This is a genomic window from Halopseudomonas salina (assembly GCF_014637955.1).
GTDB classification, from domain to species: domain Bacteria; phylum Pseudomonadota; class Gammaproteobacteria; order Pseudomonadales; family Pseudomonadaceae; genus Halopseudomonas; species Halopseudomonas salina.
On sequence record NZ_BMFF01000005.1, the window covers coordinates 1 to 23,329 of the forward strand.

At 51.9% G+C, this 23,329-nt stretch carries 20 protein-coding genes; 12 read left to right on the plus strand and 8 right to left on the minus strand.

Annotated elements, in window-relative coordinates:
- Window positions 1-259 precede the first annotated feature (259 nt).
- From IEV54_RS12120 to IEV54_RS12135, 4 genes are read left to right on the plus strand one after another with little or no spacing between them, the layout of a single operon-like run.
- Window positions 260-2,377, plus strand: a complete 2,118-nt coding sequence (locus tag IEV54_RS12120) for a type VI secretion system Vgr family protein (RefSeq protein ID WP_150278186.1) — start codon at window positions 260-262, stop codon at window positions 2,375-2,377.
- A complete protein-coding gene (locus tag IEV54_RS12125; RefSeq protein ID WP_150278185.1) occupies window positions 2,362-3,204 on the plus strand; it encodes a DUF4123 domain-containing protein in 843 nt (280 codons plus the stop codon). Before IEV54_RS12120 ends, IEV54_RS12125 begins: the two co-directional genes overlap by 16 nt.
- A 2-nt stretch (window positions 3,205-3,206) precedes the next feature.
- On the plus strand, window positions 3,207-5,258 hold the full coding sequence (locus IEV54_RS12130; protein WP_150278184.1) for a LysM peptidoglycan-binding domain-containing protein: 2,052 nt from the start codon (window positions 3,207-3,209) through the stop codon (window positions 5,256-5,258).
- Window positions 5,251-6,183, plus strand: a complete 933-nt coding sequence (locus tag IEV54_RS12135) for a formylglycine-generating enzyme family protein (RefSeq protein ID WP_150278183.1) — start codon at window positions 5,251-5,253, stop codon at window positions 6,181-6,183. Before IEV54_RS12130 ends, IEV54_RS12135 begins: the two co-directional genes overlap by 8 nt.
- 391 nt (window positions 6,184-6,574) lie before the next feature.
- Here the strand turns inward: IEV54_RS12135 and IEV54_RS12140 are convergent, their stop codons facing one another.
- Complete coding sequence (locus tag IEV54_RS12140) at window positions 6,575-7,906, minus strand: ferredoxin reductase family protein (RefSeq protein WP_150278182.1); 1,332 nt, start codon at window positions 7,904-7,906, stop codon at window positions 6,575-6,577.
- Window positions 7,907-8,112: 206 nt separating this feature from the next.
- Entirely contained in the window at window positions 8,113-8,541 is a 429-nt protein-coding gene (locus IEV54_RS12145; protein ID WP_150278181.1) for an MAPEG family protein, read from the minus strand.
- Between the two features lie 186 nt (window positions 8,542-8,727).
- Between IEV54_RS12145 and IEV54_RS12150 the strand changes: the two genes are divergently transcribed.
- Entirely contained in the window at window positions 8,728-10,083 is a 1,356-nt protein-coding gene (locus tag IEV54_RS12150) for a nucleotide sugar dehydrogenase (protein WP_223825476.1), read from the plus strand.
- Window positions 10,084-10,100: 17 nt separating this feature from the next.
- Window positions 10,101-11,207, plus strand: a complete 1,107-nt coding sequence (locus IEV54_RS12155) for a glycosyltransferase family protein (RefSeq protein ID WP_150278180.1) — start codon at window positions 10,101-10,103, stop codon at window positions 11,205-11,207.
- On the opposite strand, the gene IEV54_RS12160 is transcribed toward IEV54_RS12155, so the two are convergent.
- The 5 genes from IEV54_RS12160 to IEV54_RS17440 are packed head-to-tail and all read right to left on the minus strand — an operon-like array spanning window position 11,204 to window position 16,156.
- Window positions 11,204-11,956, minus strand: coding sequence for a class I SAM-dependent methyltransferase (locus IEV54_RS12160; RefSeq protein ID WP_150278179.1), 753 nt, complete (start codon window positions 11,954-11,956; stop codon window positions 11,204-11,206). The two genes, IEV54_RS12155 and IEV54_RS12160, sit on opposite strands and share 4 nt — an antisense overlap.
- Window positions 11,953-12,891: a hypothetical protein gene (locus IEV54_RS12165; protein WP_150278178.1), complete on the minus strand. Its 939-nt coding sequence runs from the start codon at window positions 12,889-12,891 to the stop codon at window positions 11,953-11,955. The genes IEV54_RS12160 and IEV54_RS12165 overlap by 4 nt, the downstream gene beginning before the upstream one ends.
- Window positions 12,888-13,769 (minus strand): glycosyltransferase family 2 protein, encoded by an 882-nt coding sequence (locus tag IEV54_RS12170; RefSeq protein WP_223825475.1) that lies wholly within the window; start codon window positions 13,767-13,769, stop codon window positions 12,888-12,890. Before IEV54_RS12170 ends, IEV54_RS12165 begins: the two co-directional genes overlap by 4 nt.
- Window positions 13,705-15,699, minus strand: a complete 1,995-nt coding sequence (locus IEV54_RS12175) for a hypothetical protein (RefSeq protein ID WP_190325447.1) — start codon at window positions 15,697-15,699, stop codon at window positions 13,705-13,707. Before IEV54_RS12175 ends, IEV54_RS12170 begins: the two co-directional genes overlap by 65 nt.
- A 52-nt stretch (window positions 15,700-15,751) precedes the next feature.
- Entirely contained in the window at window positions 15,752-16,156 is a 405-nt protein-coding gene (locus IEV54_RS17440) for a pilin (RefSeq protein WP_150278176.1), read from the minus strand.
- 264 nt (window positions 16,157-16,420) lie between these two features.
- On the opposite strand from IEV54_RS17440, the gene pilB reads away from it, so the two are divergent.
- Genes pilB through mutT form a run of 6 tightly spaced genes read left to right on the plus strand, consistent with a single transcriptional unit; the run spans window position 16,421 to window position 22,132 of the window.
- Complete coding sequence (gene pilB / locus IEV54_RS12185) at window positions 16,421-18,124, plus strand: type IV-A pilus assembly ATPase PilB (RefSeq protein WP_150278175.1); 1,704 nt, start codon at window positions 16,421-16,423, stop codon at window positions 18,122-18,124.
- Window positions 18,125-18,127: 3 nt separating this feature from the next.
- Window positions 18,128-19,396, plus strand: a complete 1,269-nt coding sequence (locus tag IEV54_RS12190; RefSeq protein WP_150278174.1) for a type II secretion system F family protein — start codon at window positions 18,128-18,130, stop codon at window positions 19,394-19,396.
- 3 nt (window positions 19,397-19,399) lie between these two features.
- Window positions 19,400-20,272 (plus strand): prepilin peptidase, encoded by an 873-nt coding sequence (locus IEV54_RS12195; protein WP_150278173.1) that lies wholly within the window; start codon window positions 19,400-19,402, stop codon window positions 20,270-20,272.
- A gap of 3 nt (window positions 20,273-20,275) precedes the next feature.
- On the plus strand, window positions 20,276-20,881 hold the full coding sequence (coaE, locus tag IEV54_RS12200) for a dephospho-CoA kinase (protein WP_150278172.1): 606 nt from the start codon (window positions 20,276-20,278) through the stop codon (window positions 20,879-20,881).
- Window positions 20,878-21,066: a DNA gyrase inhibitor YacG gene (gene yacG, locus IEV54_RS12205; RefSeq protein WP_150278171.1), complete on the plus strand. Its 189-nt coding sequence runs from the start codon at window positions 20,878-20,880 to the stop codon at window positions 21,064-21,066. The genes coaE and yacG overlap by 4 nt, the downstream gene beginning before the upstream one ends.
- Window positions 21,067-21,070: 4 nt before the next feature.
- Window positions 21,071-22,132 (plus strand): 8-oxo-dGTP diphosphatase MutT, encoded by a 1,062-nt coding sequence (gene mutT / locus IEV54_RS12210; RefSeq protein WP_150278170.1) that lies wholly within the window; start codon window positions 21,071-21,073, stop codon window positions 22,130-22,132.
- Here the strand turns inward: mutT and ispH are convergent, their stop codons facing one another.
- Window positions 22,133-23,080, minus strand: a complete 948-nt coding sequence (gene ispH / locus IEV54_RS12215) for a 4-hydroxy-3-methylbut-2-enyl diphosphate reductase (protein WP_150278169.1) — start codon at window positions 23,078-23,080, stop codon at window positions 22,133-22,135. It lies immediately after the preceding gene.
- Window positions 23,081-23,329: the final 249 nt, after the last annotated feature.

Below are 23,329 nucleotides of genomic sequence, written 5' to 3' on the forward strand. Positions count from 1 at the left end.
GGGGACGAGTAATACGGCCAACATAGGTGTTACCTATGTGGCCGGTTTGTGGTGTTACCTATGTGACCGGCTCAACAACCTTCCCGGCCACAACCAACTGCGCCAATTCTTGCGCACTTTGCCAGCTCTATCCCGCACCTCCAACCAACGTCTGGCGAAACCTCCAACCGCTGCCCGTTTTGCCGACCACCTCACGTTTTTCATTTTCTCGATCTGCAATAATGCTGCCGCTCCACAGCCCAAGCACAAGGAACAATGGATGTTCGCCCCTGCCAACATGGCCGCTTTTACGCTGGAAATCTCAGGCATCGCCCACGACTTCAAAGTGCTGTCATTCACCGGCACCGAAGCCATCAGCCAGCCCTACCGCTTCCAGCTGGAACTGGTTAGCGAACGCCCTGATCTGAATATTGAAGCACTGCTGCAGCAGCCGGTTTTCTTCAGATTCGCCGGCGAGGGTAAAGGCATCCATGGCCTGATCCACCGCGTTGCCCAGGGCGACGCCGGCAAGCGCCTGACCCGTTACCACATCGACCTGGTGCCACATTTGTATTACCTCGGCCACCGTACCAACCAGCGCATCTTTCAGCATCTCACCGTGCCGCAGATCATCGCCCGGGTATTGAACGACCATGGCATCCAGGCAGATACATTCCGCTTCCAGCTCAACAGCGAATACCCCCAGCGGGTCTACTGCACCCAATACGACGAAACCGATCTGCATTTCATCCAGCGTCTGTGTGAAGAAGAAGGCATCCATTACCACTTTGAACACAGCACCGATAACCACCTGTTGGTGTTCGGTGATGATCAGACCGGCTTTCCCAAGCTGGATCGCCCCACCGCTTACATACAAGACAGTGGCCTTGTTGCCGACGAGCCGGTGATCAAACGCTTCGCCATGCGCTTCGAAACCCGCCCCACCAGAGTGACCCGCCGCGATTACGACTTTGAAAAGCCTCACCTGGTGATGGAAGCCGCACACAAAGCACAGCAGCCAGCCGAAAGCGAACAGCCACCCACCCCCCTGCCCGACCTGGAAGACTACGACTACCCCGGCCGCTTTACCGAACGCGCCCGCGGCAAACAGCTAGCCAAACGCAGCCTGGAACGCCACCGCAGCGACTACCGCCTCGCCGAGGGCAAAAGCGATGTCCCCACATTGGTCACCGGCCATTTCCTGACCCTGTCAGAGCATCCACGCACCGAATGGAACGACCTGTGGCTAGTCCTCAGCATTCGGCACGAGGGCAAGCAGCCCCAGGTACTGGAAGAGTCCGTCACCAGTGATACCAAGGAGTCAGACGGTTTTACTCAGGGCTACCGCAACCAATTCACCGCTGCCCCTTGGGATATTCATTACCGCCCGCAACTCGACCACCCCAAACCCAAAGTGCTCGGCACCCAGACCGCCGTGGTTACCGGCCCAGTAGGCGAAGAGATCCACTGCGACAGGTACGGTCGCATCAAGGTGCAATTCCACTGGGATCGCGAAGGCCAGGGCGACGAGCGCACGAGCTGCTGGCTTAGAGTTTCGTCCAGCTGGGCAGGCAATCAATACGGCGGCATCGCCATCCCGAGAGTAGGGATGGAAGTACTGATCACCTTCCTCGAAGGCGACCCGGACCAGCCACTGGTCACCGGCTGCCTCTACCACAAGACCCACCCAGTCCCGTATGAACTACCCGCCAACAAAACCCGCAGCGTGTTCAAGACCCTCAGTTCCCCGGGTGGTGGCGGCTACAACGAGCTGCGAATCGAAGACAGGAAAGATCAGGAGCAGATCTACATCCACGCCCAGCGCGACTGGGATGAAAACATTGAGAACGACAAGAAGATCCGCGTCGGCAACGAACGCCACGATCGTGTGGAGGCCAACAGCTACACCGAGTTCATGGCCGAAGAGCACCACACCACCCACAGCGATCGCAAAACCGAGATCAAGGCCAACGATCATCTGACAGTCGGCACCAGCCAACACATCAAGCTCGGCACCGGCCAGTTCATCCAGGCAGGTAACGAAATTCACTATTACGCCGGCGACAAGGTTGTGATTGATGCGGGTATGGAACTCACCGCCAAAGGTGGCGGCTCGTTTCTGAAGCTTGATCCCAGTGGGGTGACGCTGATCGGGCCGGCGGTCAAGATTAATGCGGGGGGAAGTGCCGGGCGGGGATCGGGCGTAAGCATTCAACTACCTACTATACCTGGCGCTGCCGATCGGGCTGTCGCAGGGCAATTGACGCTGAATGCACAGCCAAATGATCTGTCCCGGCTCAAGTCAGCGGCCAGAGATAACCTGCTCCTCTCCAGCCAGTGTCACCGCCAACCGGATGGCCACTGCCCATTGGAGGCTTGTCCATGTCTGAGCGCATGAATGTACGGCAGGCATCAGCTCCTGATTATTCCGACGATTGCTACCTGTTGCTGGATGGTTTGAACATGGACGTACCATTCACCGCATATACCCATGATGACCACCCCACAATCGTACCGCTGTTTCGCGGCACCAGACATGCCAAGGTCATTGAAGCCAGTCCCTGGCTGGTCAAGCCCAGTGCGGGAGGGCAATTGCTGGCCAAGCCTGAAACCTGGCAAGACTATGGTCTAGTGCTGCGCTCGGCAGCCGGCAAGGACACCATTGCCGATCATCTGCGTAGCCTGATCAGCGTACTGCTACCTTCCCGGCAACTGGCCTATTGCCGTTTCTACGCCCCTACCTGGGCCGACAGACTGTTCAGCACCATGCGTCCTGAAGAATTCGAGTCATGGTCTGGCCCCATATCTCAATGGCTTCTTCACGATGGCAGCGCGTGGAAAGCATACGTCAGTACGGCCAACGGCAAGCCTCGGGGTCTCAACGAGGAGGGTTGGTACCTACTTCGCGAGGAACAACTTTCTCAATGGCAAACCGATGAACATGAACGATTTATCGACAAGGCCACGCATCACCTGGGCTGCAATCAGGGTCATGCGGGTTACTTGAACCAACGCGAGCACATCGCCGCCCTGATCAAAAAAGCCCATGACTATGGCTTCAGGCTTGAGCATCAGACGCTCCATTACCTCGAGTTGGCCTGGCGCTTTCCCCAGGAGCTAAGCAGTCCCTATTGGGCTGAGTACCTCGGCGATCAAACCCATACGGCCGATCAGCGCCTGGCATTCTCCGAACAACAGCTCTTTGGTCTGAACAAGGACGTCTAGCCATGGAATATATCGTCAAATCCGGGGACAACCTCAGTCTGATCGCGCGGGCCAACGGCACCACTATCGCCACACTGATGCGCTTGAACCCCGAGATAGAAGATGCCAACAGTATCTATCCGCAACAGCGCCTCCGACTGCCTGACACAGACGACGCCCGGCAAACCCGTGAGGTTGGGCAGATCACCGATTGCAGTGAGTGCGCAGACGACTATGTGGACCTGCTGCACCAGGCAGATGAAGCCGTTTTCATCCCCTTGACCGCAGAGCACCAACGGGAAATTCAGCAAGAGGAGGCCGTTCTGGAGCAGCTTATCCAGCAGTTTCACTCTGAAATGGAAGGCACTGAGGAAAGCATCGCCGGTTTCAAGGACAGCTTTATCGAGCGCCTCCAGCAAGAGCGGGTAATCGACAGCGCCAAGCCAACCGAGCCCATGCAGCTCACCGAAATAAGGCGACTGATGGGCAATCGGCACTATGCCTATGTACGGAAGGATTCAGGTTGGCGGCGCCACCGCAGCTACAGCATCGAGTCTCAGGACAGAGCGAGCACCAAAGGCTGGTATGACCCTGCCAGCGGAAGAGTAGACGGTCAGAAGCTGATCGACTCAATAGCCAAGGATATGCGCAGCCCTACGCTAAAAGCCAAGCTGACCCTTCACAGTAGTTTTACCGACTGGTGTCTGCTCGAATGGCAAAGTGATCCAACGCGCTGGACACCTGTCGACGGCATGCCGCCCATCGTCATCGGCACCCAAGCACAGGCCATGCGCTATGCCATGGGCGCCAGCCTGAACGCCGGCTTCGACGCAAAGAAGATGAATGCCCACGTCGCAGCCAAGGCCAGCGTCAGCGCCAACCTCATAGAAGCGAAAGCTCATGCTGAAAGCTCCTGGCCAGCCGAGGAGGACAGTGAGTGGATAATTCGCTATAGAGATGAATTCAACAGTTTGCAGGAAGCATCATTGGGTAAGTTTCGCGCTCTGATCAAGGCCGAACTAACCGGCTTTGCCGGCGCCAGCGCCCTGCTTAGCGCCAACGTGCATGTCGACATGAAAAATGGCCTCCCGCAGTTGCGCGGCACCGGGGGCTCAAGCAGCAGCCAAAGCAACGACGGTCCTGCATCCGCAGAAGCCAGCGCCTTCGCCGGCGTCCGCGCCGACGGCAAGCTGGAAGGCAGCGTGGAATGGCAGGACACGCTTGCTGAGCCAGCCGCATGGACAGCTTTGTGCACCCTCGGAGTGGGAGCTGGCGCTGCTCTTGGCCTGGGTGGTGAAGCCAAGTTGAAACTCAAGTGGAGCGCCCGGACGCACAAATTCTACTTTAACGTGCAGGCCGGTCTGGTAGCAGGCGCTGGCGCCTCTGGAGAATTAGGTGCCGAAGTAGATGCGGGTACATTCCTGGCTATGGTCAAGTGCGTCTACAACAGCCTACTCACCGTGGATTTTCATAAGGTTGAGGATATTGATTCTGATGCGTTTGGTCAGTTGATCAACTTTGCTTTTCTTGGAATCCTTGCTGGCGCAACTCATGCTGCCGTAACGGTGCGCTTGGGTACAAGAATTGCCGAACGAATCGGCGACGATATCAATAGAATCAGATCTGATCACAGAAGCGCCCTTGAAAGAGAACAGTTGGCCATAACAACGGCCAACAACGTCATTTCCGACCTCGCCAGGGGGGGTGAAAGCTGGGTCAGGTACGCACCTCCTGAAGTAAAGGGTCGTCTTCTGGACATTTTCTGTTTCGACTACGGCCCGAGCTTTTGGGACACTTATACGATGGGTTATAACCGCCGTGAAAGAGCCGTTTTATCTCTCCTTGAAGTTAGCCAGAGCTGGCGTGACTACGAGGAAACCGTCACCCGCATCAATCCGGCAGGCACAAAGGGCAGCTTCGCCCACAACCGCACTCGCTTACGCAATCTAATGCGCCTGTTTCCCAGCCTGCAGATAGACCGTATCGAGAGCGAACTACGGGGAAAGCGGGCGGTCCCCAACCAACCAGTGCAACTAGCCAAACATGTCCAACTGACGGGAACCTACTATGCGTAACCTATCTCTCGTAACGATATTGATTAGCTGCAGCACACTTCTCAATGGTTGTCAGAACAGTCAGCCTCCTAACGCAACTTATGATCTGCCTAAGCTCGTCACCCTGCTAACCGAAAGAACCCGAGACAACCTGGCCTTCATCGAAGGCGGCACTTTTATCATGGGCGACTTCGGCGCCGTCGGAGAAGATGGCGTATGGCGACCCTATTTCCCGCCAACAATTGAAGAAGACCAGCCTCATAAAGTAACTCTGTCCAGCTATTCATTGAGTAAATACAAGACCACATGGCATGATTTTGATACCTATCTGCTAGCGAATGACCTGCCATTGATCGAGCGGGGCCTGTCCAAGACGTGGGAAAGAAATCCTTTTGAGCAAGATCCGGCTAGCCGCCTATTTGTCGAAAAGCCTGCTCGAGTCACTTGGCAGGACGCCAAGAACTATTGTCAGTGGCTAGGCAGCCTGACCGACCTGCCACTGGATTTACCCACCTCGGCCCAATGGGAGTTTGTTGGACGCAACCGAGGCAGTAAGAATTGGATCTACTCTACCCATGACGGACAACCACTAAGCGCTCATCCCGAGCTATCCGAGCGAGTCCACGACACCGGAGAGTACGTCCCAGTGGGAAGCCGGTTGCCCCCCAATCCGTTAGGCATTTACGATATGGCCGACAACGGTATGGAATGGGTCAACGACTGGTTCTCGGAAACATGGTATCGGGAAAATCCGGAGATAACTGATCCAAAAGGGCCCGACGAGGGCGCCGAAAGGATTGTCCGTAACATGGATTTCAGCTTTTCACGTATTGGCATGCCAGAGTCGCTCCCCAGTGCACTCAATGAAGAATGGGACAGCATTTCGGAGTACACCTTCCGCTGCGCCCTTCAGAGCCCCATCCCTCTCACTGACAGCGATCAATAGGCAATCTAGTTTTTATCAAAAGCGAATTACCGTTACCCAGGAGTATGAACAAGTGAAATCATGGATGAACCATATCTTCGCACTCGCATTGTCGCCCATGAGCTTTTCTCTCGCAGAGCTCTACTGGCAGTGTGACCTTCCCTGAAGCGGGTACAAAGCTGAGGGCTGCCTTTCTGGGCGCGATTCTTGCGCTGCTCATTGCCGTGTCGTGGTTAATACTTGCCGGCTTTTCGTGGAGCTCTTAGCCCAGATCACTTGGGCTTGGCTCGTCCTTACCCACGCACGCAGGATCCCGGGCAACGACCAAATACGCTCTGACTGATACCCAGGGATCGATGACTCTGCCCCCCATTGATCTCCATTGATTCGAAATCTGGCCCAACCAACACCATTAACGCATATCAAAAAACTCCCGGTGCATGCGCCTGGCCGGTACGCCCCATTTGCGAAACTGACCGAACACCGCACTGGCGAACTTCACCGGGCCGCAGAACCACAGGCTGGCCTGCTGCCAATCGGGCACAGCATCACGGATATCCTGCGCTGTCAGCCTGCCCTCTGCTTTGCTACGCCGAATGATCAGATTGACACCTGCAGCCTCGGCATCGGCGCGCAGCTTATCGAGCGCCTCTTCGTTGACATCCTCTGTGGTATGGAACAGGTATACGGTGCGGTGATCCGGATGCCTGGCCAGGTAATTCATGCGGGCAATAAAGGGAGTAATACCAATCCCGCCGCCCACCCATATCTGGGTAAGGCTGTCATCTTCAAAGTTGAAAGCACCATAAGGTCCTTCCACCGTTACCGGCATACCCTGGCACACCTTCGCGCTGGCCAGCCGGGTGTGATCACCCAGCTCCTTCACAACAAACTTCAGGAAACGGGTCTGCGGATCCCAGTCTGAGGCAATGGTATAGGGGTGCGGACCGTCCCGGGGGTCGGAAGTAACAAAGGCAAACTGACCCGGCTGGTGACCCTGCCAGCCATCCTCCACCCTGACCAGGCATTCGAACACCCGCAGACCGGGATAATGGTGCACCGAGACCACTTCGCCCGACACCTGTCGCGCCCTCGACGGCCAGCCTAACAGCAGCAACACTGCCGCTACGCTACCCGCCACCACAACAAGGAACGTCAGCCATCCGATAGGGTCGGCCCAATAATCGAAATTCATCAGAATAAAGCTATGCCAGGCCAGAGGCAGGAACGCCACCGCCAGCAGCTTGTGGGTCTTGCGAAACAGGTGGTACGGAAAAGCCTTTACCAGAGCCAGCACAATCAATAGCGCGACAATATAGAACGCCCACTCCCCCAAGGTTTCTGCCAGCCCGCGCTGGCTGCGTAACCAGGTTTCGATGCCGGCGAGCTCTTGTCCGGCGCCTCTGCGGGCCGGCTTTTCCAGCCAGCCCCAGCCCACCATCCACTTGCTACCCTGCGCCCACCACCAGTGCAAAGTAGCCAATACCAGGGCGCCAATGCCCAGCCATTTATGCACGCGGTAAACCTTGTCAAGGCCACCGAGCCAACGTTCCAGCAATCGCAACCGTAATGCCAGCACCAGGGCCGCAGACATCATGAACACCGCCAGGATTCCGGAGTACTGCACGAATACCTTGCGAAACGGAAAGTACGCAAACGGGCTGACCCACAGGGTGTCCGACATAAACCAGATGCCCGTGACCAGTGCAATCAAACCCCAGAAAAAAACCGATATACGCGCCATGGGAAACCTTGTGAGCGACCTGTGTCCGGTAAGACGCTACTCGCACCAAACCCACTTGCGTTTGATCCTTGTCAAACAGAACCCGACTTTAAACAGAATTTACATAGCGCCCGCCAGCCGAGGTCTGTATCAACGGGGTCTAACTGATTGAACACGGTTGGGCATGGCTATCCGCCTTGCCCTGTCCCTGATCTTCAGCGCTAGACCTAACCAGCCAACCCGGACAACCGCAGCAACCACCACGCGACAATCAACAACTGCACTAGAAAACCGGCAAAACGCAACCAGACAAAAATCTGAGCCGTACTGATCAGATGCATAACCGATTGAAAAATCCGCGCAGCTAAAAGCAACAGCGCAAGGCCATCCGTTACAGCGCTATTACCTGTAGCCAACGCATAGAGTAGTACCGCAAAAAGCAACGGCAGATTCTCGACACAATTGGCATGCGCGCGAACCAGGCGACGACCAAAGCCCTCCGGCGTATTACTGCCGTCTGGAGCAAATGCGTTGACTTTCATCTTGCCCGACAACACCAAGAGCCCGCGTTGATTGACCATCACAAACAACAAAATCAGCATCCAGGCCGCAAGGCCCAGTAAAGCAACGGCAGACGGGGATAAGGAAGACGACATAGCAGATACCTCATTATTTTTATTGGGAAATCGAGGATAGAGTAATAGCTCTATTTTTCCAAGCGCAGGCCTTCAAGAGCATCCACACAGCGCTCGACCAAAAGGACCAGAAGAAACCTTGCTCCTGTTCAGCCTCTTTGCAATGATCACTTACCAGCATCATCGTCACGGTCAAGGAACCAACCCATGCCGCAGCAACAAACAGACAATGCCAGCACCATGACCTATCCCGCTAATACATCGCTCGAAACCCTTGAAAAGCGAATCAGCGAGCGGATCTGTCATGTGGGCATCTACGGCCTGGGATACGTGGGCTTGCCGTTAGCGCTGCGGTTTGCGCAAGTGGGCATCAGGGTCACCGGCTTCGACATAGACGTGCACAAAGTGGAAACCCTGAACGGCGGGCACAGCTACATCGAGCGCATAACGTCAGAACAGATTGCAACAGCCCAGGCGGCAGGGTTCATCGCTACCAACGACTTCGCTCTCACCACTGACGTTGATATTCAGATCATCTGCGTCCCAACGCCACTAGACAGTCATCACCAACCCGACCTGAGCTATGTAACGGACACGGTAGACAGCATTCTCCCCTACTTCCGTGAGGGTCAGATACTCAGTCTGGAAAGTACGACCTGGCCCGGCACCACCGAAGAATTGCTGGAACCGAGATTACGCGCCAAGGGCTTCATACCCGGAGAAAACTGTGCACTGGTGTACTCACCAGAGCGAGAAGACCCAGGCAACGCCCAATACCAGACCGCAGACATTCCTAAAGTGATAGGCGGGACCACACAGCGCTGCCTTGACCTCGGAGTATCGCTTTACAGTTTAGCGATAAAAACCATGGTGCCCGTAAGCACGCCTAAAGTCGCTGAAATGACCAAGCTCCTGGAAAACATTCACCGGGCCGTCAATATCGGCCTGGTGAATGAAATGAAGATCGTCGCCGACAAAATGGGCATCAATATCCACGAAGTCATCAAGGCAGCCGCCACCAAACCTTTTGGTTTCGTTCCCTACACTCCGGGTCCCGGCCTTGGCGGCCACTGCATACCCATAGATCCCTTCTACCTGACATGGAAAGCCAAGGAATACGGGATCAATACGCGTTTCATAGAGCTGGCTGGTGAGATAAATCATTACATGCCGCACTGGGTAGTACAGAAGGTAGCAGACGCGCTGAATGATCACGGCAAGCCGGTCAAGGGCAGCAGGATTCTGGTATTGGGCTTGGCCTACAAGAAGAATATTGATGACACAAGAGAGTCACCCGCGGTGGAAATCATGGCGCTGTTGCAGGATAAGGGGGCGCTAGTGGAGTATTCGGATCCGCATGTGCCTATTTTTCCGCAGAAGCGGGATTATAGTTTTGACCTGAAATCGGTCGACCTAACACCCGCTGCGATAGCTGCCTATGATTGCCTCGTACTGGCCACCGACCATGACGCATTCAACTACGGTAATCTAACAATCTTTCCCAAGCTATTAATCGATACGCGAGGGCGCCTTCCAATTCATCCACAAATTGTTTCCGCATAACATAAGGCGTACGAGCATTGAAAACGCAGTCGAATCTTGAGCCAACTCCTCAACTAAAGGTCTGTTACGCACTTGCGTACAAGGCTCCAAAATATATAAGAACATTGAGCATTATCCAGGCCTTAGAACGAGAAGAAAAAATCCACCTCACCGTCGCGACAAACTCTAGTACAAATACTTTTCGATACCTAGAAACAACTTTGAAGCTTATTATTCAAGCATTCAGAGGACGACCGGATATATATATATTAGGCTTCAGGGGGCACGAGCTCTATTGGCTATTAAAATTGATTGCAGGAAATAGGCCCATTGTTATTGACGCACTAATGTCTCCATATGCATCATTGGTAGAAGAACGTAAACTTGGAAAAGCAGGGTTAATTATTTCTAATATTATTAAAATAGTGGAATCAACGATTTTAAAGAGCGCAGACCTAATAATCACTGACACTGACTCACATTCAAAATATTACTCAGAAACCTTTTCTATCAGCGAAAAAAAAATAGTGACAGTACCTGTGGGCGCCATAGAAATAGACCACCTAACCCGGACACCGGTAGAATCATCTTTAACCATACTATTTTATGGATCTTTTTTACCCCTCCACGGCGTTAGCACTATCGTTGACGCTATCGCTTTTATCCCCGACATTCCGTTACATTTCATCTTCATTGGTGGTAAGTTGGAGTATGAGAAGACACTAAAAAAAGCTTTTGCAAAAAGAACGCCAACGTTGAGCTACAAATATATAGAAAGCGTTCCTTTCGACCAACTGATTGATTTCTATATACCCATGGCAGACGTCTGTTTGGGCGGGCCTTTCGGTGGCACCAAGCAAGCGCATCGCGTTATTACCGGAAAAACATCACAATGCCTAGCCCTTGCCCGAACAACCATTATTGGAGAAACAAACGAGGTAAAGAATTTCAAGCATAAAGAAAATTGTTTGATAACCAAACAAAACGACCCCAAATCACTAGCGGAGAATATCACCTGGTGTTGGGACAACAGGGACCGTTTAGAGAAAATTGGAATCGAAGGCAGAAAAATGTATTTCACTCATTTATCTATCGATGTGATTCGAGCCAAGTTAACAACAGCATTATTCAATATGAATTTTTAAACATTTTTTTTAGCGAGAAAGATAAAACCGTCGCCAAAGTCGCGAACCATTGGGGCCCTCTGTATATTTTTAAAAAACCAAAGCAACAAGAAAACTATGCTTTTATTAAAGAATCGCAGTCCACTTCGAGATATACCGCTTTGAGCGGTGGCTGCATCTCTACTTAGAACAGCGGCTTTCTTATAATACAGCTCTCGCAAACAGTAAAGGGCATTAGTTACAGGAAATCCGTATATATCAATAGTAATAACTGAGAAACCTGCCACCTCCAACTTTTCTTTCAACTCAGAGCGCTCATATCTGCGAACATGACCTGCCCAAACATCGACCGCTTGCCATTTATTCATGTAAGCCGGTACCGAGCCAATAAACAACCCACCAGCAGTCATATAGCTGTGTATATTACTCAAAAAATTCTGGTCATCTTCAATATGCTCCAAGACTTCAAAAGCCATAATCAGGTCGAACTCCTTCCCTACAGAGTCAAAACTATCGACTATCTTTACATTATTAGCTTCATTAAACCGTTGAACCAAAAGATCCCTAGCATCTATAGATGACTCGACCAGCACTACCGATTCACAAGCAACAAAACTGTTAAACCAAGCAGCAACATCACCAAGCCCCGGACCTATTTCTGCGACCCTAATCGCTCTTTTGTAAGACAAAACGTACCGACGGAGCAGGCGATCAATTTCAAAGAAACGCATAATAAAACGGGGAGCAGGTGCGCTGATAAATTTTTTCATTTTTTACCATAGCGAAATGTTGTTAATACCACGCATGTGACGCCAAACATTACATCAATGACACAGCAAATCAGCCGATGCATAAGCACCCATGACAATGCATGCTCCCAAGGAACAATTGAACCTGCCAAACTTGTAAATATGGCTTCTCGCACGCCGATACCTGCTGGTGCAAGAAAAGCAAGCCAGCCAGCTATCACTGAAATTAAAAAAGCGGCAAGCAGAAGGCCAGTACTACCAGCCAACCAACCCTCTCCAAACAGAGGTATTATTGAGATTCCGGTAAAGAGCCATGTTGAAGCATATCCTATACCAAGCGTGAAGGAACTATAGATCGATACTGTTGTTACCGACAAACCTTTTCCTAGAACCATTGACGTAACAGAAGTCGAAAATCGGATGGATATACATAACAGAAAAAAGTAACATACAGTTACGACTGAGAGAGACACCAGGCCCGAAATATAAACTAGCGCAATCACCCAGCCAGCCGTTAGGACTCCAATACACAAGGAGGAAATTTGCTCCCCAACTGAAACGATGGAATTTATACGACTGAGCTTGACCCCTTGTTTTGATACAATACCTCTTCCCAGAATCCCAACTATTTTTCCTGGGAAATATTTACCTATTACCAAAAAACCGGTATCAATTAGTATGTCTTGAAAGCTTCTAAATATATTGTAAATTCGAAGATATCGCTGCCAAAGAAACGCTGACAGGAAATATACTGACAACATCAAAGCCATTACCAACATGGTCGCTACAGGTGAAAAGTTTAAATCTAAAGGAAGTTTTGATTTTGTTTTTAGGAGATAAATAGCTGCCAGCACGAGAGCAATAATAGCCGCCAAGAAAAAACTACTCCACACAAGCTTTATCCGGGCGCTCTCTCCAAGCCCGACCAACCAAGCACTACCTTCTATATTTCTCATTCACTTCTCTTATACATGAGCATTGTTATCTGTTCGGATATTAGCCCCATCAAGAAAATCATTGCGCTAGAGGTAAACAATAAAGCACTCATATTAGTAAACTTATCAAATGCAGAAAGGGTATAACCGTACCATCCCATACCTAACATGAAAATAAGAAGTGAAATTGGGGCGAATATTTTCAAGGGAGAATAAAGCGTTCCAATTTTGAATATAATTAAAACAAATCTAGTGCCATCCTTTAAAGGCCTGATGTGGCTAGTACCAACCCGTTTTGCGACATGGATAGGCTCATATGCTACCGAATAACCAGCCCTAAAAAATGCCATAGTGCTGGTGGTTGGATAAGAAAATCCGTTGGGCAATAAATAAATAAACTCCCGAAATTTTTCTGCACGTACCGCTCTAAACCCTGAAGTTAAATCACTCACTTTATGCCCGGACATGTATGTTGCAAGCCAGTTATAAAATCGGTTAGCAGTCCCACGCCACACATTGGCCTGAGATCCTCGTTGGCGCGACCCTACGACAAGATCGTGCCCCGAAAGCAGGCGATCAACAAGCTTCACAATAGAATCAGCATCGTGCTGGCCATCCCCATCCATAAATACCAGAACATCACCTTTAGCATGTCGCGCACCGGTCTTGATCGCCGCCCCATTCCCTTTAGAATAGGGGTGCTTAATAACTATTGCCCCAGCAACAGAGCTGATTATTCCTGTATCGTCGTCTGACCCATCATCAACCACGATAACTTCCAAATCAAGCGCAAGTGCCCTTACAGTTTCCACTACAGTGCCTATGGTTGCGGCCTCATTCTTGGCCGGTATTACCACCGATATTTTCAATTTTACTACTTCTTCTGAGAGTTTCATCATTGCTTTCAATCTCTGACTTAAGTTCTTGAATCATCGACGCTAGTTTACTATTCGTATCTGGTTTAGCTAATAACTTTTCTCTGCGTCTAACTGCATCGTAAGCAGATTTCTTGTCTCCGTCTTTAAGGTGCAGGTAAACCTGATATTGCAAAACTGGAGCAACCTGAGGCCCGGCCTGCTCAGCGATATCAAGCTTGGTAAGAGCATTTGATATATCACCCCTACCTTCCTCAGTCATTGCATACAAGAAAAATAGCTTTGTATTGTATTCAGGTACCTGAGCTGCCTTATTCTCAATCATAGCATCCAGCAGTCCTGAAAGGTGGCCGTAGTCCAAATCACCGCATGATTGAGAGGCGATAAATTCATGCAGATCAAATAACAAATTTATTACACTTTGATCTAAATTTCCTGAGGGTACAAGTTCTAGAAGTGATTTGAACCGTTCAAGGATTTGATCTGACGTTTCAACCACACAGGCAAATAACAATGCTTGTATTCTAATATTTATGCAGTCTGGACATGCCTTGAAAGTCTTATCCATTATTCTTAATGAGATTGCATGCTTCTCTTTAACAATAAAGTCTTGGTTAGCATCATACAAATTTTTGGCTTGGCCGTTGGGTAGGCCTTCCATTTCAATAAATACAGAATGCAAAGCGGCTCTAACTGAACCGGGATGCTTTTGATTCCAAACATCAGCAGCCTTTGCGGGCTGCCCCCATAAATTTGTAAGACCATATAATATTACAAGTAACAAGCAGCAGTAAATAGCATAAGAATATCTAACAATTCTACCGACTCGGCCACGGACCATGAAAACTGTTACAGTCAGGGACAATACAGCACCATATAGAGCAGTATAATTTCGATGCTCATAATATAGCTCCAGCAGCACGGTGGTGGACTCAATCAGGTGCCCTGTCAAGTACCACGCCAAAGCAAACAAAAGCCAAACACTTCGCTTTCTCATTTTAAAAGCTAAAATCGAAATAACTGCCCAACCACACATTGCGAGTATAGTTTTCAGTTCAAAACCAAGAACCCCAAAATAATCGTGAAACGGCCCATATGACGTTGGGGATTGAGGGAAAAAAGCTGAAAAAAGATATTGCCAAAGGATATAAGTTTCGGTCAGCAGTCTGTCCCAGGGTGTGTACCCTCGGTGTTCGCTATATTCAAACCAATTAATACTCAATGGCGAAATCTGATATAAAATCACTAATAATGGGAGGAGTAATGTCAAACGCCTAATATTTTGAAAAGCTTGAGCTTCTGGCACCTTGCGAGCGAATAATAACTCGATTACTAGCGCATAAACGGGGAATATTAGACCAATTTCTTTGCTGAACACCGAGAGAACACTAAATGCCCCTACGCCTCCAACCTGTATTAACATCGCTTTATTTGGGCTATTTTGGTAAAACTTATATCCGTGCAAAAACAAACTCACGCCAAAAAGACCAAACAAGGTCGCTAAACCAGTCATACGTTGAATCGCAATTAAACTCGTAGACGCTAATATTGGCAATATGGCCCACATAAAAGCAGCTGCGACAGATACCCTAAAAGAACTCCCTACAACTTTAGCTTCCGACAACTTTACTAGCCGATGACCTATGTAAACCAGCAATAGAAAATTCAACAGATGTATGAGTACGTTGAACAACAAAACTGCTTGTGTGTTTCTGGGCCAACCATCAGCGAACGGCACAAAACTTAGAAGCGCCAATGGCCTTCCTAAAGGCCCTGAATGTCCACCAAACACGAATGACTGAATGTCTCCGGAAGAGGCGAGGGTGGTTAATCCACTGAGATTCGAATAGTCATCATAATATAAGGCGCCGGTTGTACCTGGATAATATGCAAGACCAAGCAGCATAAGTGCCGCAAGTAAAATTAAAGATCGAGAAATTATTAATTTTTTCATATTCACCATAAAAAAACCCCGGCATGAAGGCCGGGGTTTTTAGTCTACTAAATCAACCGCGGCAAGAGCCCGGCATCCACTTAAGAGGCAGACCAGAACATACCCACTCGCCTATACGGTTTGTGGAAGTATCCGACGGAGTTAGGGTAACAGTCACTGTCTCGCCGAAGTTCTTACCTGTTGCTGTAACTTCGCCTGAACTTGCGTCTACGAGAAGAGTAGAAACATACTGGGTCGAGCTAAAACCTGTGGAACAAGTATCAAGGTTTGAAAAACCTTCAGACTGAACTATCTCAGTCACACATGTCCGCGCCGAGCTAGCAGCCAGAACAATCTCAGAGGCCTTAGCGCGGTTAGTGTAATCCTGGTATGCCGGCAGCGCGATGGCAGCCAGAATACCGATGATCGCTACAACGATCATCAGTTCGATCAATGTAAAACCTTTTTGAGCTTTCATAGTCAACTCCATTTATGTGATTTAGCCTAGAGGCTGCTTTTCTAAATGCATAATCCGTGCCAGATCCATGATAGCCCGGCTACGCTGCCCTGCGTTTCAGATGCTACCACTTGTTACCGGAAATTCATCACCTAGCTCGTCACTGTGTGACGTAATTTGTCACATCGGTGATCTTTGCGCAGAGACTATGTCTCCTGTCAGGCACTGCTGTACTATAGTCCCAAATGAAATGCTACTAATAACGGATCGAGACAGCCTTAGCCTATGGATACTCCCGCTCTCTCCGGCCTGGCCCGGCGCATTGTTCAGGATCAACTCCTGGACGCACAGGCTGCCAGCAAGGCCAGCAAGCAGGCAACGCAGGACAAGATCCCCTTCATTACCTATCTGGTTCAGCACAAGCTGGCTAACGCCAAAGACCTCGCCATGCTATGCGCTGAAGAATTCGGTTATCCCTATTGCGATCTCACTGCAATTGACGGCGAATCACAGCCGCGAGACCTGGTGAGTGAAAAGCTGATTCGCCAGCACAGCGTCATCCCACTATTTAAGCGAGGGTCGCGTCTTTTCCTTGGACTGTCAGACCCGACCAATCAGCAGGCCCTGAGCGATATTCAGTTCAATACCGGCTTGATGACTGACGCGGTCATTGTCGAAGACGATAAATTGCAAGCGGCAATTGAGAAATTTCTCGACAGCCCCACTGGCGGTCTTGGCGATATGGCTGACGAGGACCTGGACGCACTCGATGTACAGAGCGTCAAGGACGATGACAAAAACGAGGGAGTCGGCGGCGATGCAGATGACGCCCCTATTGTTCGCTTCGTCAACAAGATGCTTCTTGATGCAGTGCGGATGGGTTCTTCAGACTTGCATTTCGAGCCCTACGAGAAGATCTACCGCGTACGTTTTCGTACAGATGGTATTTTGCACGAAGTAGCCAAACCTCCTGTGCAGCTGGGCGTTCGTATCGCTGCACGCCTTAAAGTGATGTCCGCAATGGACATGGCTGAGAGACGCAAACCGCAGGATGGTCGGATCAAGATGAAGATATCCAAAAACAAGGCTATCGATTTTCGAGTGAACACCCTGCCCACCCTCTGGGGCGAAAAAGTCGTATTGCGTATTTTGGATGCTGAGAGCGCTAAAATGGGTATTGATGCGCTGGGTTATGAGGACGATCAGAAAGAGATGTACATGACCGCCCTTGCCAAACCACAGGGCATGATTCTGGTGACCGGCCCTACTGGCTCGGGCAAGACGGTGTCGCTGTACACCGGCCTTAATATTCTGAATACCGTGGAGCGAAATATTTCCACCGCGGAAGATCCGGTTGAAATCAACCTTGAGGGCGTTAATCAGGTAAACGTTAACCTGAAACAAGGGCTCGATTTCTCCAAGGCCTTGCGGGCGTTCCTTCGCCAGGATCCGGATATCATCATGGTGGGTGAGATTCGGGACCTGGAAACGGCGGAAATCGCAGTCAAAGCTGCGCAAACAGGCCACATGGTGCTCTCCACACTGCACACCAACAGTGCTGCCGAAACTCTGACCCGCTTGCGCAATATGGGCGTTCCCTCATTTAACATCGCAACATCAGTCAACCTGATCATCGCCCAGCGATTGGCCAGGCGCTTGTGCAAGCAATGCAAGCAACCGATGGAAGTACCTCGAGACGTACTCTTGGAAGAGGGTTTCAGCGCCGAAAAAATTGATGCCGGAATCACAATTTATGGCCCTGTGGGTTGCGAAAGCTGTAAAGATGGTTATAAAGGACGTGTGGGGATTTATGAGGTAGTCAAGATCACGCCGGCAATGCAGCGTATTATCATGGAAGATGGCAACTCCATCGAGATTTCAGACGTCGCCCAGAGCGAAGGGTTCCGCAACCTGCGCCAATCAGCCTTGATGAAGGTGGAGCAGGGTGTGACCAGCCTGGCGGAAGTCAACCGTGTGACCAAGGATTAAGTCATGGCGCAACAAGCAGCGATAAAAAGAAAGGCCGCTCCTGCTAAAAGGAAGGCTGCAGTAAAGGAAATACAGCCTTCCGCCTACAAATGGGAAGGTAAGGATCGTAAAGGCACCAAGGTATCCGGCGAGATGCAGAGCACCAATCCTGCTCTGGTCAAGGCCCAGCTGCGCAAGCAGGGAGTGCTGGTTACCAAGGTCAACAAGAAATCCACGTTGTTTGCCAGCCGCGGCAAGAAGATCAAGCCATTGGATGTGGCATTTTTTACCCGCCAGCTAGCGACCATGATGAAGTCGGGCGTACCTATTATTCAGGCGTTTGACATCATCGCCGAAGGTACCGCGAACCCGAATTTCCAGAAATTGATCCTTGAAATCAAGACCGATGTAGCCGCAGGTAATACGCTGGCTGACTCCCTACGCCAACACCCGAAGTATTTTGATGATTTGTTCTGCAACCTGGTCGAATCGGGTGAGCAATCGGGCCGTCTTGAATCACTGCTGGATCGTATTGCGACTTACAAGGAAAAGACCGAGGCCCTGAAGGCCAAGATCAAGAAGGCAATGACCTACCCCATCGCGGTGGTTGTAGTCGCAATTGTGGTCACGGCAATTTTGCTGCTCAAGGTGGTACCGCAGTTCAAGGAAGTTTTTGCTAATTTCGGTGCTGAACTGCCGGCATTCACTCTGATGGTTATTGGGCTTTCGGAATGGCTGCAGTCCTGGTGGTTCATCATTCTTATCGGCTTTATCATCATCGGATACGCATACACCCAGGCCCACTTGCGATCAAAGAAGTTCCGTGACGCCCAGGATCGGATTTTGTTGAAAGCGCCCATCGTTGGCGACATTATCTACAAAGCTGCGGTGGCTCGCTATGCCCGCACACTGTCCACCACCTTTGCCGCGGGTGTGCCGCTAGTTGACGCTTTGGACTCGGTGGCTGGTGCTGCGGGTAACGTGGTGTTCTACAACGCTGTTATGCAGATCAAGGAAGACGTTTCCGCAGGCTCGCAACTTAATTTCTCCATGCGGACCACAAACGTGTTTCCGTCACTGGCTATCCAGATGGCTGGCATCGGTGAAGAGTCGGGTAACCTTGACGGCATGCTCGATAAGGTAGCCGACTATTACGAGGCCGAGGTGGATAACGCCGTGGATAACCTGACGACCCTGATGGAGCCCATGATCATGGTGGTTCTGGGCATTCTGGTTGGCGGCCTGATCATCGCGATGTACCTGCCGATCTTCCAGCTGGGCGCCGTCGTCTGAACCATGACCCTTATTGATTATCTGGCCAGCCATGTGCTGGCCTTTATTTTGCTCGCCGGCCTGCTTGGTTTGATTGTGGGCAGTTTTCTGAATGTGGTGATTCATCGCCTGCCCATCATGATGGAGCGCGCCTGGCTCAGGCAAAGCAGAGAAATGCTCGAGCCGGATGTCGAATTGGCCCCGGAGCCAACATTCAATATCGTCCTTCCCCACTCCCATTGCCCCCACTGCAATACCGAGATCAAGGCTTGGCAGAATCTGCCCGTTATTAGTTATTTGCTACTCCGCGGGCGCTGCGGGCATTGTCAGAAGCACATCAGCTTGCGCTACCCTTCTGTCGAGCTACTCACCGCTGTCTTGTCCATGGTGGTTGCCTGGCAATTCGGCTTCGGCTGGCAGGCAGGTAGCATGCTGGTGCTCACCTGGGCGCTTATCTGTCTCAGCCTGATTGATGCCGATACACAGTTGCTGCCGGACGCGATAGTGCTGCCCCTGCTCTGGCTAGGACTTATAGCCAATAGCTTCGGACTTTTCACTGACCTGCACACCGCCCTCTGGGGCGCGGTAGCAGGTTATCTCAGCCTCTGGCTGGTGTTCTGGGCGTTCAAACTGATAACCGGCAAGGAGGGCATGGGCTACGGTGATTTCAAGCTTCTGGCCATGCTCGGCGCCTGGGGTGGCTGGCAGATCCTGCCCCTGACCATACTGCTGTCTTCGCTGGTGGGTGCCATTCTCGGCATCATCATTCTCAAGACCCGCGGCCAGTCGAATGCCACTCCCCTGCCCTTTGGCCCTTACCTGGCGATCGCCGGGTGGATTGCGCTGATCTGGGGTGACACAATAACCGGCAAATATCTTCAAATTGCCGGATTCTGAATAATGATCATTGGTTTAACTGGCGGCATTGGCAGTGGCAAGTCTGCCGTTTCACTGCACTTTGCAGTTAAACATGGCATTCACGTTGTGGATGCCGATATCAAGTCTCGCGTTGTGGTCGAGCCAGGCAGGCCGGCTCTTCACGCCATAGTTGATCGTTTCGGTGACGCTGTCCTGCAGACTTCCGGTGAGCTGGACCGAGCCGCACTACGCGAAAAAATCTTCAGCGATCCGCAAGAGAGAGTATGGCTCGAGGGCTTGCTGCACCCGCTGATCCGCGAAGAGATTATTACTGATCTGGCTTCTGCCACATCGCCATATGCGTTGCTGGTCTCTCCCTTGCTCGTTGAATCCGGGCAGCACAAGATGACCGATCGTGTGCTGGTGGTGGATGTATCGGAGGAAACGCAGCTCATGCGGACCGCGTTACGGGACAATGTGCCAGAGCAGCAGGTCAGATCTATCATGCAAGCCCAGGCATCCAGGGAAGAGCGTCTGAAACATGCCCACGACATAGTCAGCAATGATCAGGACCTGGCAGCGCTCCACAAGCAGGTGGATGCGCTGCACCAGCAATACCTGAAACTGGCTTCCGGAGACACCATATGACCCTGAATCTGCAATGCCCTACCTGCACCGCTCCAGTCACCTGGGATGAAGCCTTTCCCGACCGGCCTTTTTGCTCCCCTCGATGCCGCTTGATTGACTTGGGGGCCTGGGCTTCCGAAGAACACGTCGTGCCCGGCGAGGAGCTGGAACAGGATCTGTATTCCGGCGATCTGCCGCAGCAATAGCGCGATGACTCGGACCCGGATCCATGTGATGGCCGCGGTGATTCGCCGGAGCGGCCGCATTCTGATTGCTCAGCGCCCCAAAGCCGCGCATCAGGGCGGACTGTGGGAGTTTCCTGGCGGCAAGCTTGACGCGGGTGAAGACCGTTACGAGGGCCTCAAACGGGAATTGGAAGAAGAGCTGGGCATTGAGGTCACCTCTGCCCGGCCCTTGATTGATATCGACCACGATTATCCGGACAAGTCTGTGCGTCTGGATGTCTGGCTTGTAGATGATTTCAATGGCGAGGCCCATGGCGCCGAGGGTCAGCCTGTTCAATGGGTATTACCCGGCGAGCTGAGGCTGTACGACTTTCCTCAAGCCAATGTGCCTATCGTCACCGCCGCACAACTACCGGAAAGCTACCTGATTACCCCCGACTGCGAGGATAGTTCAACGCTTGTTGCCGGACTGGATGATGCCCGTAAACGGGGCCTTACCATGGTTCAGCTTAGGCAGACAGCTATGCAGCCCGCCAAATATGAGCAGCTGACGACCAGATTGATGCAGAGCTTTGGCGACGACTTTATCTGGTTGCTCAAGGCCGCGACTCCACCCGCGAGCGGCGATGGATGGCATGTGACTGCGTCGCAGCTGCGAGAGCTGCACAGAGCCGGATGGCGGAAGGGAGAACCATTCCCGGCGGGGCCGCCGGTCCCACCAAGGTCAGTGCAAGCGCCCAACCTCGGGCCTAGGTCCGCACCAGAGTGGGAGCGGCTGCCTGGCCGCGAAGGAGCTCCAGCTGGCAATAATCTGCTGGCCGCTTCCTGTCATGATGCAGAGGAATTACGAATGGCAGCAGAGATCGGCGCAGACTTCGTGACTCTCTCACCGGTGCTGCCGACGACTTCGCACCCGGAAGCCAAAGGCATGGGGTGGGAAGAAGCACGAAATCTGATTGCGCAGGTGAATATCCCGGTTTACCTGTTGGGCGGGCTGTCGACTGACAATCTGGAGCAGGCTTTTCAGGCTGGCGCCCAGGGCATCGCGGGCATATCCGGATTATGGAAGCCCAAGACTGACCTCTGATCAGTCCAGCGAAACTACCCGCAACTCCTTGGGCATGCTGAAGACGATATTCTCCTCCTGACCAGCCAACTCCTCTTCGCCAGTCGCACCCAAACCGTGGAGATGTTGGATAACCTGGCGCACCAGAACATCCGGCGCAGAGGCGCCCGCGGTGATACCGATATGCTTTACGCCATCCAGCCACGCTGACTGGATCTCTTCAGCGCCGTCGATCAGATAAGCCGGCGTACCCATACGCTCGGAAAGCTCGCGCAGCCGATTAGAATTAGAGCTGTTCGGACTACCCACCACCAATACCAGATCGCACCCCGCCGCAAGCTGCTTGACCGCATCCTGACGGTTCTGGGTGGCATAGCAGATATCATCCTTGCGTGGCCCATCAATCGCCGGAAAACGTGCTCTGAGCGCGTCTATCACCCGAGCGGTATCGTCCATGGAAAGCGTCGTCTGGGTGACGAAAGCCAATCGCTGGGGATCCTTCACTTCCAGCTTGCCGACATCATTCTCGTCTTCAACCAGATAAATGGCTCCGCCGTTGCGGGCGTCGTACTGACCCATGGTGCCTTCAACTTCAGGGTGACCCGCGTGGCCGATCAGGATGCACTCGCGCCCATCACGGCTATAGCGTGCCACTTCCATATGCACCTTGGTAACCAGCGGACAAGTAGCGTCGAAAATCTTCAGCCCGCGATCTTCAGCTTCCTTTCGTACCGCCTGGGAGACGCCGTGGGCACTGAAGATCACGATAACGTCGTCAGGGACCTGTTCTATCTCTTCCACGAAGACCGCACCGCGATTGCGCAGGTCCTCAACCACAAACTTGTTGTGCACCACTTCATGCCGCACATAGATCGGCGGCCCGAACACTTCGAGCGCACGATTGACGATCTCGATGGCGCGGTCTACGCCGGCGCAAAAGCCGCGGGGGTTGGCCAATTTGATCTGCATGGAGAGCCTCGTGGTTGGGTGCTGAATGACCGCATTATCCACGATAAGCGGGACAGAATCGATGGGGGCTGGTCTGATGGAATGGTGTATGCAACAAGGTCAGAATGGATTCCCGCGTGCGCGAGAATGACGGGTACAAGTACGAGCGCACCCTGACAGGCGGCCGTGGATTCCCGCGTGCGGGAGAGTGACGAGGTTTTGGTTTAGCGCTTGCGCCTGAAGCGGGCGCTACGCGCTGCCAAAACAGGA